Source organism: Paenibacillus sp. BC26 (genome assembly GCF_900116125.1).
Taxonomy (GTDB): domain Bacteria; phylum Bacillota; class Bacilli; order Paenibacillales; family Paenibacillaceae; genus Paenibacillus_Z; species Paenibacillus_Z lignilyticus.
Window position 1 is genome coordinate 425500 of sequence record NZ_FPAD01000004.1, and the last position, 16454, is coordinate 441953.

A 16454-nucleotide genomic window follows, 5' to 3' on the forward strand; every position below is an offset into this window, starting at 1 on the left:
CTCCTACACCTCACTTCGCACATGCAAGGATGTGCTGATTACGTCTTCCGCATTTCTTCCGATCATCATCAGGAATTCCCCTGCTTCCACAAACGGCTTCAGGTTCACATCCAGCATTTGCAGATGCTCCTTGCCTACGATGAAGCTTACGGTTTTGGTTTCTCCCGGCTCAAGCGTCACACGTTCGAAGCCTTTCAATTCCTTCGCCGGTCGAGTAATGGAGCTTACTTTATCGGAGATATAGAGCTGAACGACCTCCGTTCCTGCAACCTCGCCGGTATTCGACACATCTACGGTAACGACTGCCTTCCCGTCCGTCGCGATCACCTCTGGGAATACGGCTAGCTCGCTATATTCAAACGTCGTGTAGCTGAGCCCGTAGCCAAACGGATAACGCGGCTTTGCATCCATTTCCAAATACCGCTTGCCCCGGCTGCGTTTGCCGTTATAGTAGACCGGAAGCTGGCCGACATGCTTCGGCACCGATATCGTCAGTCGGCCGGACGGATTCACGTCGCCGAACAGAATATCGGCAAGCGCTGCGCCGCCTTCTTGCCCGGGGTACCAGGCTTCAAGAATAGCATCGGCATGCTCGTCGATCCACGGTTCTACAATCGGACGGCCGTTAATATAAACAACAACGAGTTTCTTGCCCAATTTATGAATTTCCTGCGCCAGCGTAAGCTGTACGCCCATCAAGTGTAGTCCGGTGCGGTCGATCCCCTCGCCGCATTCCATATCGCTCCAAGCTAGGTCGGATACAACGGACGCGCCTGTACGCAAATCGATAGTCCCTTCGCCGAAGTCCCGCGCACTGGAGCCGCCAAGCGCCAATACGACTACATCGGCTTGCTCCGCGCAAGCCAGGGCGGAAGCGAAGCCTTCCTTGGAATCGCCTTGAATTCTACAACCCGGGGCGTAGAGCACACGGTCCGTCGCTTCTTCGCCGAGCGCTGCCTTAATGCCGTCAAGCAGCGTAACGATCTTCTCGCGCGGCTGCGGAGACGTGTAATCGCCAAGCTGATTATAGATGTGATCGGCATTGGGACCGATCACGGCGATTTTCCCACTGCCAGCCTTCGATAAAGGCAATGCCGCGCCTTCGTTCTTCAGCAGGATGATGCCTTGGCGAGCGACCTCGCGCGCCAGCTCCGCATGCTCCGGACAACCGATAATCCGCGCGGCCGCAGCCGGATCAACATAAGCGCGATCAAACAATCCGAGCTCGAACTTGGCTTTCAAAATCCGCCCAACGGCCACATCGAGATCCGCTTCTTCAATTAAGCCGCTGCGCAGCGCGTCATGAAGATGACCGGCGAACATCGCCCCCGACATCTCCATGTCGATGCCCGCCTTGAGCGAGATCGCCGAAGCGTCTTCGCCGTTCTCCGCGACATCATGTCCCCAAGCCAGCATATTGATCGCTCCGCAATCGGTAATGACGAACCCGTCAAAGCCCCATTCTTCGCGGAGCACTTGCTGCAGCAGTTCGGCATTCGACGTGCAAGGCACGCCGTCGATCTCGTTATAAGCCGGCATGATCGACTTCGCACCGGCTTCGACGCCTTTACGAAACGGCAGTAAGTCGACTTCGTGCAGTTCTCGTTTCCCCATATGCGCAGGTCCGGCATTGCGCCCTCCCTCTGAGGCGCCATAGCCGACAAAATGCTTCAACGTAGCGATCAAGCTTCCTTCTCCATCAAGCCGCTCCCCTTGCAATCCCTGTACAGCCGCAACCGCCAGCTCCCCGATCATGAACGGGTCTTCCCCGAAGCACTCCTCGGTTCTGCCCCAGCGCGGATCGCGTACGACGTCGAGCACCGGCGAATAAGTAGCGGCCCCGCCTTGGCTGCGGGTTTCGAGCGCTACGGCTCGGCACATCTCGCGGTACAGCTCCACATTCCATGCGCTTCCGATCAGAAGCGGAACCGGAAATACGGTAGCGCCAATCGCCATATGACCGTGCGAGCACTCTTCGCCAAACAGAATCGGAATGCCGAGTCTGGACTGTTCCATGGCGAAGCGCTGGATTTCATTAACCGCGCGCGCGCCTTGCTCCGGCGAAAGTCCGTTCTCAAGCGTTACCTCTGTCCACGGATCCGCGCGAAGCGTGCCGTAGAGCGAGCCGATGCCACCTTTCTTAACCTGTTCCTGAAAGTCGGCATCCAGCTCGATCGTGCCATCGGCCTTCTTATGGTACGTTTTCCACCCGAATGGCTGCGTCATCTGACCGATCTTCTCTTCAACTGTCATGTGTGCCAGCAAATCACTTACCCGTTCAGAGACTGTAAGCGAAGCGTCTTTGTATCGCATAGTACCTTCCTCCTTCTGTCCCTACAAGAAAACACAAGGAAGTACGCCCGAAGGAATACTTCCTTGTTGTTTGATTTATTTCTTTTCAATCGCGGATTGATAAATTTGGATGTATTGCGGCAGGTTCAAGCCGTCGAACCCTTTCACGTAGCCATCCCAATCTTTCTCAAGGTCCTTGTCGCCGATGATGAATTGTGCCATGTTCGAATTGACATAATCCTTGATGGAAGTTGCCAATTGAGCGATTGTATCCGTATCTTCTGCTTTCACATAAGCACCGGACGGATAAGTTTCCTTCGGTGCATATGCATCGTAGGCCGCTGTTGCATCTGCAAGACGTTTCTCATAACCTGCAGCTGTCAGCGGGTCTTGAGCTGTCGCGAACAAATCGCGGAATTCCTTCGACAGATCTTTAGGTCCAAGAAGCGACCAGCTATCGTTACGAACCACATTCTCGTCTACAGGCTGCAGTCCGGAGAAGCTGTACTTCGCAGGTTGACCGGTAATGTTAAGTTCGCCTGCTTCCGCTGTCTTCCAGCCGATGCCTTCTTTAGCGCCGTATTCGCTGAACAGTGCGCCTTCTTCGCTGTATGCGTAGTCGATAATTTTGATTGCGGCGATTTGCTGTGCTTCAGATGCTTTGTTCGTAATCGCCATCGGGAACTCGCTGATACCTTGCGACGTACCCGCAAGCTGAACACCGCTCGGTCCTTTTACCGGTGGTACGATAACCCAGTGCTTCTGACGCTCATCCGTATCTTCATAAGCTTTAACCAGGTAGCTGACAAGCGCAGTCGTGATGGAACCTACAATCTCATCGCCTTCACGTTGGCCAAGCTGGCCAACCGCTTGATCATTCTGCGTGAACGATGCTTTGTCGATCAAACCTTCGGTGTACAGCTTGTGCATATAGGCCAAGCCTTCTTTCCACTCCGGCTTGTTCGCTGCAAAGTCTACTTTACCATCTGTGACCGTTAAATACTTATCATTATCGTTATAAATAAATGAATTCATCAGATAGGAATCGATATTGCCGTTCCAAACGGATTTGTTTGGAGCGCCTGTCAATGGAATTTCATCCGCCTTGCCGTTGCCGTTCGGATCTTGCGTTTTGAAAGCTTTAAGAGCTGTATACAGCTCGTCAGTCGTTGTAGGAACTGCAAGTCCCAGCTTATCCAGCCAAGCCTTGTTCATCCAGAACTTCTGTGCATGTGTACAGTGGTAACATTCATTCAAGCGTGCAATGCCGTAAATGTTGCCGTCCGGAGCGGTCATCGCTTCTTTCAGGTAAGGCTTCTTCTCCATCATCGCCTTCAAATTCGGCGCATATTTGTCAATGAGATCGTTAAGCGGAATCAGCACGCCTTGCTTGCCGTATGTCATCAAGTCGCCGGTCGTGAATTTCGCTTCCAGGAACACTTCCGGATAGTCGCCGCTTGCAAGCAGCAGCTGTCTACGGTCTACAAGTGCATCGGTAGGAGCGACATCCCACTTGATTTTGACATTGAATTTCTCTTCCACAAGCTTCGTGTACTCATTGTCCTCAAGCGGTGCTTTGCCTTGCGGCGCGAAAAATCCGATATTGATAGGTCCTGACGCTTCAGTAGCTGCGTTGTTACCTTTTGTTTCATTGCCTGCACCGGCATTCTCTTTGTTGTTGCTGCCACATGCGGAAAGAACGATACTGCTGATCAATACGATCATGAGTGATACCCAGATGGACTTTTTCAAAACGAACTCCTCCTAGAATGAATTGTTTCGTTGCAGCTGCTCGAACTTCCCGAGCAGTTCCCCCTGATTGCCAACACGCTTAAGCCAGATCGATGATGTCGTTGCCCCACCTCCACCATTAGTTCACGCTATTGCTGAAGCTAGCCCTTTAAGGAACCAACCATAACACCTTTGACGAAATGCTTTTGCACGAAAGGATACATGATGAGAACAGGCACGCAGGCTACGACGATCAGCGCATATTTCAGCACCTGCTCGAAGCCCTTGTCCCGAAGGCTCTGCGCGGTATTCGCCAGCATCGCCGGATCAGCTGCGTTAAGAATCAGCATGTTGCGAAGGACATATTGCAGCGGGAAAAGATGTTCCGATCTCAAGTAGATCAGGGCATCAAAGTACGCATTCCAGTGGCCTACCGCATACATCAGCGTCATAACGGCCAGTACCGGTTTGGACAATGGCAATACGATGCTCCACAAGTAACGGAGATCTCGGCAGCCGTCCATTTGGGAAGCTTCTTGCAGCTCCGACGGAATCGAAGATTGGAAGAAGGTTCTGGCAATGATAACTTGGAAAATCGAGAATGCTCCGGGGAGCCATAGCGCCCACCGCGTATCCAGCATGTGTAAATTTTTTACCAGCAAATACGTTGGTATGAGTCCGCCGCTAAAAAATAACGTGACCATCATGAGAATCATGATGTATTTGCGGCCCGGCATCGTCCGCTGCGACAGCGGGAAGGCCATGAGCACGGTAAAGGCGACGTTAATCAGCGTTCCGAAAATCGTATAAATAAAGCTGTTATAATAGCCTGTCATCAGCTGCGAGCTTTGGAAAATCGACTTATAGGCTCTGAACGAGAAGTCGACCGGGTACAGCCACACTTTGCCTGAAACGACGGCATCCGGCGAGCTGAGCGATGAACTGAAAATATAGAGCAGCGGATAAAGCACGGTCAGTGTAATCGCTGCAAGCAAGAGATAAAGAGAGATCAGCAAAACGCGGTCGCCGAAGGGTTCTCTGATTTTTTGTTTGATTAACATAGACGGCCGCCTTTCTACCACAAGCTGTTTTGTGAAACTCTGCGTGCAACTGCGTTTACACCGACAAGCAGAATCAAGTTAATGACGGAGTTGAATAATCCAACCGCCGAGGAGAAGCTGAAGTTCGCACCGAGCAAACCGACCTTATACACATAAGTCGAGATAACCTCGGACGTGCTCAAGTTCAGCGAATTTTGCATTAAGAAGATTTTTTCAAAGCCGACCGCCATAACGTTGCCCAAACTTAGAATGAGCAGCGTAATCGTAATCGGAAGTAGCGACGGTAAATCGATATGAATGATTTTCTTGAATCGCGATGCGCCATCCATACGTGCCGCTTCATAGAGCGAAGGATCGACACTGGCCAATGCCGCGATATAGATAATGGACGCATAACCCATTTCCTGCCATACGCCGGACCATACATAAATCGATTTGAATAGTTTGGGCTCACCCATGAAGTTAATGGACTCCCATCCCAAGAAGGACAAGACTCTGTCAATTACCCCAACATGCGGGGAAAGCATCAGAATAATGATCGATACCATAATAACCGTCGAAATAAAGTGAGGCGCGTAAGTGATCATTTGAACCGACCGTTTAAAGAAGCCTGTCCGAATTTCGTTTAGTGCCAGCGCCAGCAGAATCGGTATCGGGAATCCTGCCAAGAGCGAGTAGAAACTGATGATCAGCGTGTTCTTAATAAGGATGGGAAAGTTCGGCGAGCTAAACAAATTATCAAAGTGTTTAAACCCGACCCACGGACTGCCCAGGATCCCTTTAATGACGTTAAAATCTTTAAACGCGATAATGACTCCAAACATCGGTATATATTTGAAGATGATAAGATAAAGTACCGGTAGAAGGACAAGCAGGTATAGCTCCCAACTCCGCTTCATTTTGCTCCATGTCTGCGCCATCCGCATTACCCCTTAATTCAGTGTCGTATTCGGTAGCTCGATTCTAGCCTGCCGAGGACAACACCGGCAATTCGTAAGATTCCGCGATACCACTATTTTCGCGGGGTGTGCATTAGGTGATCGTTCAGCACCGGGAATTAAGAGAACTCCTCGATTTTCTACACTTGTCCTTTTTCGCCCCCGAAAACCGCCGAATATCGTGCAGTCGATACCTTACACCACGATGTGAAGCGCAAAAAAACCTTGGTGTCCGCCGGTGCTGCCGGCTTGACCCAAGGTTATAGAATGCCCATCATTTCTGCTGCTTGCGATAATCACTTGGAGAAAATCCCGCAACGTTCTTGAACGCACGGTTGAATGAGTTGTAGTTGAAGTAGCCGACCTGCACGCTGATTTCCTGTAACGATATATCGGTACTGAGCAGCAGCTGTTTGGCTTTATCCATTCGCAGTCCGATTAAGAAATCCACAAAATTCCCACCCGACTCTTCTTTGAACAGCTTACTGATGTTCTTCGCATGAATGTTGAACTTGTCGCTTAGATGATCAAGCGAGAGCTCCGGATTGGCATAATGCTCTTCGATATAAGCGCGAATGTCGCCGATTACGGCCCGCGTCCGCTGGGAATCCTTGAGCGCTTGCAAGCGATCCGTCGCGGCTTCGAAGATTTGCCTGCAGCCCTGCTTCAGTTCGGCTGCCGTCTCCCAGCTTCTGCCCAGTTCAACGAGCTCCGCGCCGGCATCTTTCCACACATTGCGATAATCCTTGGACAGCTCCACGAATACGCGGCTAAGCTGCTGGTGAAGGAATTGCAGGAAACTCTCGATTTCCTTGCGCGAGGAGATGGAATCTTGGATTTGATCGAACAGCTCGTCCAGATGTTTCTTCCATCCGCTCTCAGCAAGCCTGATTGCCTGGGATAGGGAGTGAATGGTGCCAAAATAATCGTGGACACGGAACTTTGACGCATCGAGCTCCGAAGGTTGAAGCATTCTTCCCGTTCCAAGCACCGCCTTGTACTGCAGCAGGTTGCCCGCAAGTTCGTACGAACTTCGAATCCCTTCGAGACTGCTCGCGATTGCGCCGGCGCCGATGGTCACCGTAAAGCTCAAATTGCCCCGCACCCATTCCACGATTTGCTCGCCGATGTGTACGCTCTGCGCGTTCGCATCCGCTTCATCCGGCACCCACACGATGGCGGCTAACTTGCTGTCCACAATCCACTCGGCCCAGACACTTGCCCCGCTTAGCGCGGACATTTCCTGCATAACGCTGGTTATGACGAATTTGAGGATGGATTGATCCTGGTGATGATAGGTCTCGATAAACTGTTGATATCGGTCGATTTCAAGCACATACACGAACGCCCTCGAACCGGCCGGATCGACATGATACGTAAGCAAATCCGCCTGCCATTCCGTTTCTCGAATCGGCACGCGTCCTTCAATGGCCTCATTGAAGCGATGCTTTTTCTTCAAAATAACCGTTTCTTTGTTCTGTTCTCTGGTCTTCGTCGTTTCCTCCATCAGATGCTCAAGCGCACCGCGGATAAACCCGAATTCGTTGTCGCCGGTCTTGCCATCCTCCGGCTTGATTAACGCGCTTGTACGAATCAGGGAAACCAATTGGCTGATCGGTTTATAGTTGCGCCTCGTCACGTGGACGACCCAAATGACGCCTAAGAGAACCGCAACGATGGCAATGATGACCCAAATACTATAGAAATTGAGGACAAGCCGCGACAGACCGGAATCAGCCGGACCGCTCTCGACTTCCCAGCCTGTATACGGAGACACGTAATGGGAAAGCACCGTTCGGTTTCCTTCGCTTACCGTGCTGTCATCCATAAGGCTGCTGCCCAGTTTATCGCTGATGCGAACGAAGGTCAGATTCGGATTGTACATGGGCGTAACCGAGGCTTTCAGTTTGGACAAGCTGACATTGACGACGATATACCCTTTTTTCTCCGTCGTGAAATGCGGATAATCCTGCACAAGCGTGATAACATCCTTGGCTTTCTCCGCTGTATAGGGTTTGTAGCTTCGTTTTCCCGTCCATTTTCCTGGTGCCAGCTTCTGCTCTATGTATGGCTCTATAAAGGGCTTGTCCACAAAGTCCGAAGTAATACCCGATCCGTCGCCCACAACGAAATCATCCTTTAACCGGATGAGATACGCGGAATCGATGATGGAGTAATTAAGCTTCCAATCATCCATGAGCGTGTTAGCTTGCATATTAATGTACACGTCTTCGCTCTTCGCATTGAAGAATTTCCGCAGCTCCGCAGTCGAAAGCGTGTCTCGCAGTATCCGATAATCCAGCGTCTTGAGCGAGTTGTCCGTGAACCTTACAACCTGCTGGGCGAGAAACTCATTGGCCTTAATCGCTTCTTTGCGATTCTGTTCGTTAAGCGTTTGGAAGAAAACAACAAATAATATCGTGACAACAACAAAAAACACGGGAAGATAAGATAAAAGTAATTTACGGAACCAGTTGCTGTTCATGTCCATCCCCCTTTATCTTATGTTTCCCGTGTCGTCTCTTTAAAAAAATACACTTTATTCTACACTAATTTATGTCTCCTTGCCAAATTTGCTAGATTAGCAGCCGCGCGAATTACTTCGTAGCCATGCGGAAAACATGCGCGATCGGAGCTGCTCCGTTCAGCTGGCTCTCCGGAAGATGCACGATAATGCCCTCTTGGTCCCGCGTGTAGAAGACAGATTCTCCCGTATCCACGAGCTCGATGCCCGTAACTGCTTCCGTATACGGAATGCGGATTTGTCCGGATACCGGCGAATTCTCGTTTGCATATAAATAAGTGCAGTAAACCGTGTCGCCTTTACGAGTAAACGCACAATCGCCCGTGTAGTATGGCGCGCAAATCCGCGTGCCGTAGACCGCTTCGCCAAACACTTTCATCCAAGCGCCGAGGTCCTTCATGCTCTTCACCGCGCCTTTAGGCAATCTGCCGTCAGGCTGAGGTCCGACGTTTAGCGCCAGGTTGCCGCCTTTAGCTACGACCTCCATCAAGATATGAACCAATTGGCGAGCAGACTTGTACTTGTCCTCGAAGCCGAACGAGAACGAGGTACCAATGGTGATGCAGCTCTCCCAAGGCACATGCAGCGGACGATCCGGGATCGTTTGCTCCGGTGTCACGTAGTTCTCATAAGCGCCGCCTACTGTACGGTCAGCCGACAGCAGCCATGGCTGGGAAGTCTGGCGTGCGCGCTCAACCACTTCGCCAAGACGAATATCTTGGTTCACCTTGCCGCCATCTCGTACCCAGCCGGCATCGAGCCACAGGATGTCGATGCGGCCATAACGCGTCATCAGCTCCATAATTTGCTCATGCGTGAACTGGACGAATTTCTCCCACATCGAAGGATGCTCCGCCGGATTGTAAGAAGGTCCGCGCCACATATGACGGCCTCTCTCCATGCCCGGTGCCCAATAATACGGCGTATTCCAGTCCGCTTTGGAGAAATACGTCGCGATCGCAAGTCCTTTATCGCGGAAGGCATCGAATACATTCTTGCAAATATCCGCATAGCGATGCGCATGGAAAGGCGTCTCCTTGCCCGTAATGCGGTAGTCCGTCGTATGCGTATCCCACATGCAGAAGCCATCGTGATGCTTAGTTGTGAAGATCAAATATTTGAAGCCGCCTTCAGCAGCTACTTCCGCCCATTTCTCCGGCTCGAAGCGAATCGGATTGAAGGTCTTATTCAGCGCGAAGTACTCGCGTTTCATCTCTTCATAGTCGTCTGTCCAATCGACGTCATTACGCGCCCAGTCGCCGTCTTCATCGCTAAGCGTCCACGACTCCACCATGCCGATCTGGGAATAGGGACCCCAATGCATCATCAAGGCGAGCTTCTGATCCTGGAACCATTCCAGACGTTCCAAGGTTACCGGGTCCGTTGGTTTGACCCACTCGGATTCGCTGCTATAATTATGAACGCCATTTTCCACTTCATGTACGGTTTCACTCATGTTGTTAGCCTCCTTAATAGTTAACGATGCTTCGCTGCTTACGCGAGCATGGCTCCAATCTTCTTCTCGTGGATCAGCTTCAGAATCAGCTCGCCGAACAAGGTGTTTGCCCAAGCAAACCACGATCTCGTGAACTGCGTCGGATCATCCACGCTGAAGCCTTCGTGCATAAAGCCGGTGTCTCCATCCGTAGCGATCAGCAGCTTCACGATCTCCGCGATTTCCTGATCGTCGGTCGAGGTGAGGGCTTGCATGACCAAGCTGATGTGCCAAATATAACGCGGCGGCGTATGCGGGCTTCCGATCCCTTTCGCAACGCTGCCTTCGTAGTAGTACGGGTTGTCCTTGCTCAGAATGAAACGGCGCGTGTTCAGGTAAATCGGATCATCCTTGGCTGCGTAGCCCAGATAAGGAATGGACAGCAGGCTTGGCACGTTCGCATCATCCATCAGCGTGTAATTGCCCTGCCCATCGGTTTCATAGGCGAATATATCCCCGTAAACCGGGTGCTTGCAGATACCGAAATCGTGAATGCCAACGTCGATCTCTTCCTGCAGCGCAAGCGCTTCGCTCTGCATCGACGCATCGCCCAGCACTTCGCTTGCGATCTCAGCCAAGTAGCCTAACACCACGCTCGCGAACATGTTAGCGGGAACCAAATAGCCATAGGCACAAGCATCATCGCTAGGCCGGAAACCGGACCACGTCATGCCTGTGTAGCTGACCGGCGCGCCCATTCCGTTGTTGTGGATCGTATCGCTTGGCGGGCCGGATAGGCGTGTGAAACGGTACGGCGACTCCTCCACGTGCTTCTGCTCCGTGCGCCACAGCTGCAGAATAAGTGCCGCTGCCTGCTTGAACGTCTCGTCGAATGCAGCCGTGCTGCCAGTCTGTTTCCAGTACAAGTAACTGATTTGAATCGGATAACACAAAGAATCGATCTCGTATTTACGCTCCCATACCCATGGGCTGGGCGCAGGCAATTCCGTAATGTCGTTCTCGTACCGATTGTCATTGGCCTCTTCGTTGAAGGCATTCGCGTACGGATCGATGAGGATGCACTGGAATTGACGCTTCAACAGCCCTTCGATGATGCGGCGAAGCTCCGGATCCTCCGAAGCCAGTTGAATATAAGGTCTGACCTGTGCACTGGAATCCCGCAGCCACATGGCCGGGATATCGCCGGTAAACACGAACGAGGTCCCATCATCCATCAGGCGTGTGGTCGTTTCCAATGTGTTCGGGAAGCATTGCTTGAACATATGAAGCAGCTTCGGATGCGCAGCCAGCTCTGTCTCCGCCAGGGCCAGAATTGCTTGGATCGATTGCGGCATTTTGAGTGAAGTGGACAAGCGATTCACCTTCTTTTCTGTATTTTCTAATTCCCTACTTTTCGGTTTGCTGTGGCTGGTGATGTAGTATCGGCGTATCCGTGAGTGTAACCGTCGTTGTTGGTGATGCGCCATGAAGCTCGAATACGGTAATTTCATTGTGGCCTTCACGCAGCAGAGGCGCAGGTACATAAAGCGTTTGCTGTGGACCTTTGCTCCAGTAACGTCCCAAATTAAAGCCGTTGATGAAGACGACGCCTTTCGTCCAGCCCTGCATATCCAGGAACGTATCTGCTTGGGCTTCTAGCACATGGAAGGAGCCTTTATAGAAACTTGGCCCATCCGATCTCGAGCTGTTGTTAGCAAAATCCAGCTTCGATACGTCTTCCAACGAAATCGGCCGAATCGTCCAATTGAAGAGAAATTGGAACCCCAGTCGGACCCCTTCCGTGATTCCTTTGCGATCCCTTAGGTAAGGGCCATAGTTGATTCTGCCCATATTCTCAACGAGAATATCCAGCCTTGCGCCTCCGGCCGGCACTTCGATTGCCAGCGATTGCGGCGTCTGCGATCGTTCGATCACGCCTTTGAATTCGCCGTCGACGAAGACTAAAGCCCGGTCGCGCACCTCTTGCAGATAGAGCTGCTCTGAAGGACGCGGTCCTGAAATGTGCGTCGAATATAGAATAAAGCCAAAATTCTGGCCGACTTTCTCCATCGGAAGCGGTGTAACGGATTGCACCGGTGCCGACAGCACGTCGAGCTGCTCCCATAACGCTGCCTGCTCCGTCAATTCAACTTGCCCGTATGCGCGGCGGGGGATGGCAGGAGGAAGCTCCAGCGGACCTAGCTCTTCATACTTGGCAATGACTTCGCGCACCGCATAATACTTAGCCGTTGGCGCGCCGGTTTCATCCAGCGGCGAATCATAGTCGTAGCTCGTGATTGTCGGCTCGTAGAGATTAGGCTCCTGGCAGTTTGCGCCATTGTAGAACCCGAAATTCGTGCCGCCATGGAACATATAGAAATTGACGGAAGCGCCGACTGCCAGCATTTCATCCAGCACAGCCGCCGCATCTGCAGCATCGCGCGTATGATGCGGTTTGCCCCAATGGTCAAACCATCCATTCCAGTACTCCATGCACATGAGCGGCGAATCCGGCTGATATTCCTTCAGCTTGTCAAAGGAAGAGGCCGGATTGGAGCCAAAATTGACCGTCGACAGCACGCCTGGAACGGATCCGCCTTGCAGCAGCGCATCGGTGGGTCCATCGGAGGTAAACAGCGGGACATCGATTCCGCGTTTCAGCAGCGCCTGCTGCAAATACTCCAGGTAGTTGGGGTCATTGCCGTAGCTGCCATATTCATTCTCGATCTGCACCGCGATAACGGGTCCGCCATTGGTGCAGAGAAGCGGCTTCAACCGCGGAATGAGTGCATCATAATAAGCATCAACCTTATCGAGATAGGGCGGATAGCTGCATCTCAGCTGCATATCGGAATCCGCCAGCAGCCATGCCGGGAGCCCGCCGAATTCCCATTCCGCACAAATATATGGACTCGGACGAACGATGACGTGCAAGCCGAGGCTGCCCGCAAGCTCGATAAAAGCGAACACATCGGCTATTCCTTCGAAACAGAATTGCCCTTCATTCGGCTCATGAACATTCCAGGGAACGTACGTCTCTACCGTATTTAGTCCGCAAGCTTTCAACTTCAGTAAACGGTCTTGCCAGTACTGAGGGACAATCCGGAAATAATGCATGGCCCCGGACAGAAGGCGGACAGGCTTGCCTTCTACTACAAACGTATTTCCTTCAATTGAAAATGGACTCAACCCGCTCTCTCCTTACCTCTATCTTGTAGACTTAGGATAAACGCGGGACTTCCCGTACTCAACGGGATTTTTTCGGGCAGTACACCTTTTTCCTCCCCAAGCAGGGCACTACACCATTTTCTCAGAACCCTGCTCAGTTGAAAAAAGAGAAGTTGGTGAATCTTGCATCCTCGTATCGCGCAAAATTCGCCTGCCCGGAGCAATAAGAAAAGGTACAGCCGATAAGTCGGCTGTACCTTTTCAGCGTATCGAGAAACCCGCGATTGAGACAAAGCCGGTTTTTCAGCTTCCGGCACTGCATCTATGTTCTGTGATTCCGCGACGAGCGCAAGGTTTGTTGCATGCCACCTCTAACGGTTGCGACAGCGGCTATATGGCCTAAATTCACCCTTTATAAAGGCTAACGGTTGCCAGCGAGCTTATTTGAACGTTTTCCACTGGGAATCGACCAATATGCTGCAAATAGCGGCTGTCACAACCGTTAGCGTTGTAAGAAGTCTTATTATTATGAATTAGCCGCGCTGACAACCGTTAGAGTTGCTTTCATGAAGCATAGATAAAAAAATGGCAGTCGAGACTTTCTCGGGCAACCTGAAATGAGAAAGGTACAGCCGATCGATAATCGGCTGTACCTTTTCTTAGCTATAGGTTGAAGCTTACGCTTCTTTGCGTTTCACCGGGACGTAGATGTCCATCTCCACCAGCTCTTGATCCGGGTGGCAGCGATAATCATACAGCTCGAACTCCGCTGCACCGGAATGCTCATAACCGGAATGCGGGAACCATTCGCCGAATACCGCGCCCCATGTACTTTGAATCGAGTTCGAAAATTGCTCGATAGGCACCTTAGGTGTCGTAAACACCGCATATTCGGCAGCACCGAACTCGCGGCAAACGAGATCCTCCGGCACGTTGTCGAAGCCCTCTGCTTCCATGCCGATCAGGTACTTGAAGCTTCCGCTCGCCATATCGAAACTGTGGCAGATGCCGAGCTCGATTGGGCTGTCCTTGTGAATGCGGTTCGGAATACGGCCCGACCAGCCATTCTTCAGATACTCCTGCCAGTAGGCCGGAATTTGACGTTGATTTTCGCCATTAATTGTGGATGTAGTAAGCTCGTAGCCGATGACCTTGTACGCCGGTTTTGTTTCAATCCGATAATTCATGCGAATGCCTCCCAAATAAGGATTGTATTTGCGCTGCAGCACATTTAGCTTCGAGTAGGCCGGCGGCTTGATTCCCTGCTTGCGGTACTCAGCCGGCGTCATCTCGAACATGCGCTTGAAGGCGCGGGTGAACGTTTCATGATTCTGAAAGCCGAAGTTAAGCGCAATGTCGAGCAGTCTTGTATCCGAATTAGCTACCTGCCAAGCCGATAACGCCAAACGGCGCTTACGCACGTATTCCATCACGGTATCTCCTGCCATGGACAGAAAAACCCGGTGAAAATGAAAGTCGGACAGCCTCGCAACCTGCGCCAGCCGCGATAAAGACAGCTCCTCTTCCATATGCGCTTCCACGTAATCGATCGTCTTTTGAATTTGCAGCAGGTAATCTTCCCTCATTCGAATGCAGGACCTCCTCTTCCTTTGCTGTTCTCATTGTAACGCGGCTCCATTCTATATTCTTGATGATTCTTGCTGAACCTGCTCGCGGCATGCAAAAAGGCCACCGAACGAATCCGGCGGCCTCTTGGCAGTAATCAAGCTGGTTATTTGAACTTATCAGGGAACTGGGCAATGATTCCCTGCGAGAGAATATCCGCAAACATTAACATATGCGTCAATCCCGCATCGAAAGCGGCAATATCGCCGTTATAATCTTTCTTCAGCCTCGCGGTCACCGCAACCGTAATCAGCTGCAAATGTCGATCCATCATGCTCTTGATTTCTTTGTGCGTCCAGTTGGGGTTAGCGCCGCTTAGGAACTTCGCAATGTCATCGGCGTTCCGGTACCATGCTTGATTGTACTTCTCCAGGTCTGCCTGATTGCCGGTTTTCGCCGCTTCAAGCACTTGACCGGCGATCAGGATATGCTCCCTCAGCAGCTCAGCCAGCTTATTCCCGGCCTTCTCGCCATAGTACGGCTTAATCGCGTTACCGAGATCCTGTTGGTTACGAAGCAGTCGCTCCAATACTTTATCGCGGTCTGCCACCCCCTCGATCGCACTCACGATGTAGGCTCTTGTCCAGTAAACATGGTCCCCCCACAGCTTACGGAGTTCCTTATTCAGATTCACCATCGACTGTGTATAGCGCATTTGATGGGCATGATGGTCCTGATTGGCAGCTGATGCACTTAAGGGAGCCAGCCATAGCCCAAGCAGCACACACACGAGCGTCAGGCTTAGCAATTGTTTTTTCATCCGCATTGTTATTCTTCTCCTTCTCTGAAGCCGGTATGGTCTGGATGGTCAGCCCCTTATATTGTGGACGTTTCCATTCATTTCATGCACTTTTATTTCAAGGCGGGCAGAAACCCGTACCCTTTCTTCATGCTCGGCATCTATTAACAGGAGTATAGCAACTAGCAGCGATAGGCATGAGAGAGTAGGGGATAGGAGAATGTCGATGATGAGGAAAAGCAGTAAAGTCGTCAAAAGCAGCCGAAAAGTCCGCAGCAGCAACAGCAGCGGCGGCACCGGTACCAAAGGAAGCGTACGCAGCAGTTATAGCAGAGCGGTTTTCTCGACGGGAATTCTGCGCCGGAATCCAGGTACCAACTTCGCCCTCGTTGACCTGGTCAACCTCGGGTATGCAAACGCCTTGCGAATGACAGTCCAAGTATTCGACTGGTCAAGCGGCCTGCCGGTCGCGCTCACGCTAACGCCGTGCAACACGACAAAATGCTTCGTATCCCTTGCTCCGGGCACATCGAATTTCATATACGCGGACGTATCGAGCGTCCAGTATAAATACGAGGTGCGCATCAGCCGCAGCACAGCGAATCGCAACGTCATTCTCAACGTGTTCGGCCTCAGCCAAGAACCGCTAACGCCACAGACCGGCAACAACGTGCTGCAGCACGCGCTTGTCCGCATTCGGTGAGGATAGTGCGCATTGGTCGGTAAGATCTAATGGAATGCTGCGTATTATGCAACATTTCCAAGGGCATTGGCTTTCAAACGGCTTTTTTGCGCGAAAAAGTTGCATCACGTGCAGCATTTTCTATAAGAAAGCCTCTTTTGCATGGAAAGTGTTGCAGCTTGTGTAACACTTTCCTCCCTACCATCATGATAGAAAAGCAAAAAAGCGGCTGAACGGAGCACTCCCCGTTTCAGCCAC

The 16454-nt window shown here is 51.6% G+C and carries 11 protein-coding genes; 1 reads left to right on the top strand and 10 read right to left on the bottom strand.

What is annotated here, in order from left to right; translation table 11 throughout:
- Positions 1–3: 3 nt before the first annotated feature.
- The 10 genes from BM412_RS25415 to BM412_RS25460 all read right to left on the bottom strand — a co-directional run bounded on the left by BM412_RS25415 (position 4) and on the right by BM412_RS25460 (position 15541).
- A complete protein-coding gene (locus BM412_RS25415) occupies positions 4–2313 on the bottom strand; it encodes a glycoside hydrolase family 3 N-terminal domain-containing protein (RefSeq protein WP_091224480.1) in 2310 nt (769 codons plus the stop codon).
- Positions 2314–2388: 75 nt separating this feature from the next.
- Complete coding sequence (locus BM412_RS25420; protein ID WP_256256589.1) at positions 2389–4044, bottom strand: type 2 periplasmic-binding domain-containing protein; 1656 nt, start codon at positions 4042–4044, stop codon at positions 2389–2391.
- A gap of 140 nt (positions 4045–4184) precedes the next feature.
- Positions 4185–5084, bottom strand: a complete 900-nt coding sequence (locus BM412_RS25425) for a carbohydrate ABC transporter permease (RefSeq protein ID WP_091224482.1) — start codon at positions 5082–5084, stop codon at positions 4185–4187.
- A gap of 14 nt (positions 5085–5098) precedes the next feature.
- Entirely contained in the window at positions 5099–6004 is a 906-nt protein-coding gene (locus tag BM412_RS25430; RefSeq protein ID WP_338044917.1) for an ABC transporter permease, read from the bottom strand.
- A 292-nt stretch (positions 6005–6296) separates the two neighbouring features.
- Positions 6297–8507: a helix-turn-helix domain-containing protein gene (locus BM412_RS25435; protein ID WP_177246085.1), complete on the bottom strand. Its 2211-nt coding sequence runs from the start codon at positions 8505–8507 to the stop codon at positions 6297–6299.
- Positions 8508–8619: 112 nt separating this feature from the next.
- Positions 8620–10002, bottom strand: coding sequence for an alpha-L-fucosidase (locus tag BM412_RS25440; protein ID WP_091224488.1), 1383 nt, complete (start codon positions 10000–10002; stop codon positions 8620–8622).
- A 38-nt stretch (positions 10003–10040) separates the two neighbouring features.
- On the bottom strand, positions 10041–11336 hold the full coding sequence (locus BM412_RS25445) for a glycoside hydrolase family 125 protein (RefSeq protein WP_091224643.1): 1296 nt from the start codon (positions 11334–11336) through the stop codon (positions 10041–10043).
- Between the two features lie 52 nt (positions 11337–11388).
- Positions 11389–13170 (bottom strand): glycoside hydrolase family 35 protein, encoded by a 1782-nt coding sequence (locus BM412_RS25450; protein WP_091224490.1) that lies wholly within the window; start codon positions 13168–13170, stop codon positions 11389–11391.
- A gap of 656 nt (positions 13171–13826) precedes the next feature.
- On the bottom strand, positions 13827–14735 hold the full coding sequence (locus BM412_RS25455; protein WP_091224491.1) for an AraC family transcriptional regulator: 909 nt from the start codon (positions 14733–14735) through the stop codon (positions 13827–13829).
- Between the two features lie 146 nt (positions 14736–14881).
- Positions 14882–15541 (bottom strand): glycosyltransferase, encoded by a 660-nt coding sequence (locus tag BM412_RS25460; protein ID WP_218163184.1) that lies wholly within the window; start codon positions 15539–15541, stop codon positions 14882–14884.
- Between the two features lie 202 nt (positions 15542–15743).
- Between BM412_RS25460 and BM412_RS25465 the strand changes: the two genes are divergently transcribed.
- A complete protein-coding gene (locus BM412_RS25465) occupies positions 15744–16217 on the top strand; it encodes a hypothetical protein (protein WP_256256590.1) in 474 nt (157 codons plus the stop codon).
- Positions 16218–16454: the final 237 nt, after the last annotated feature.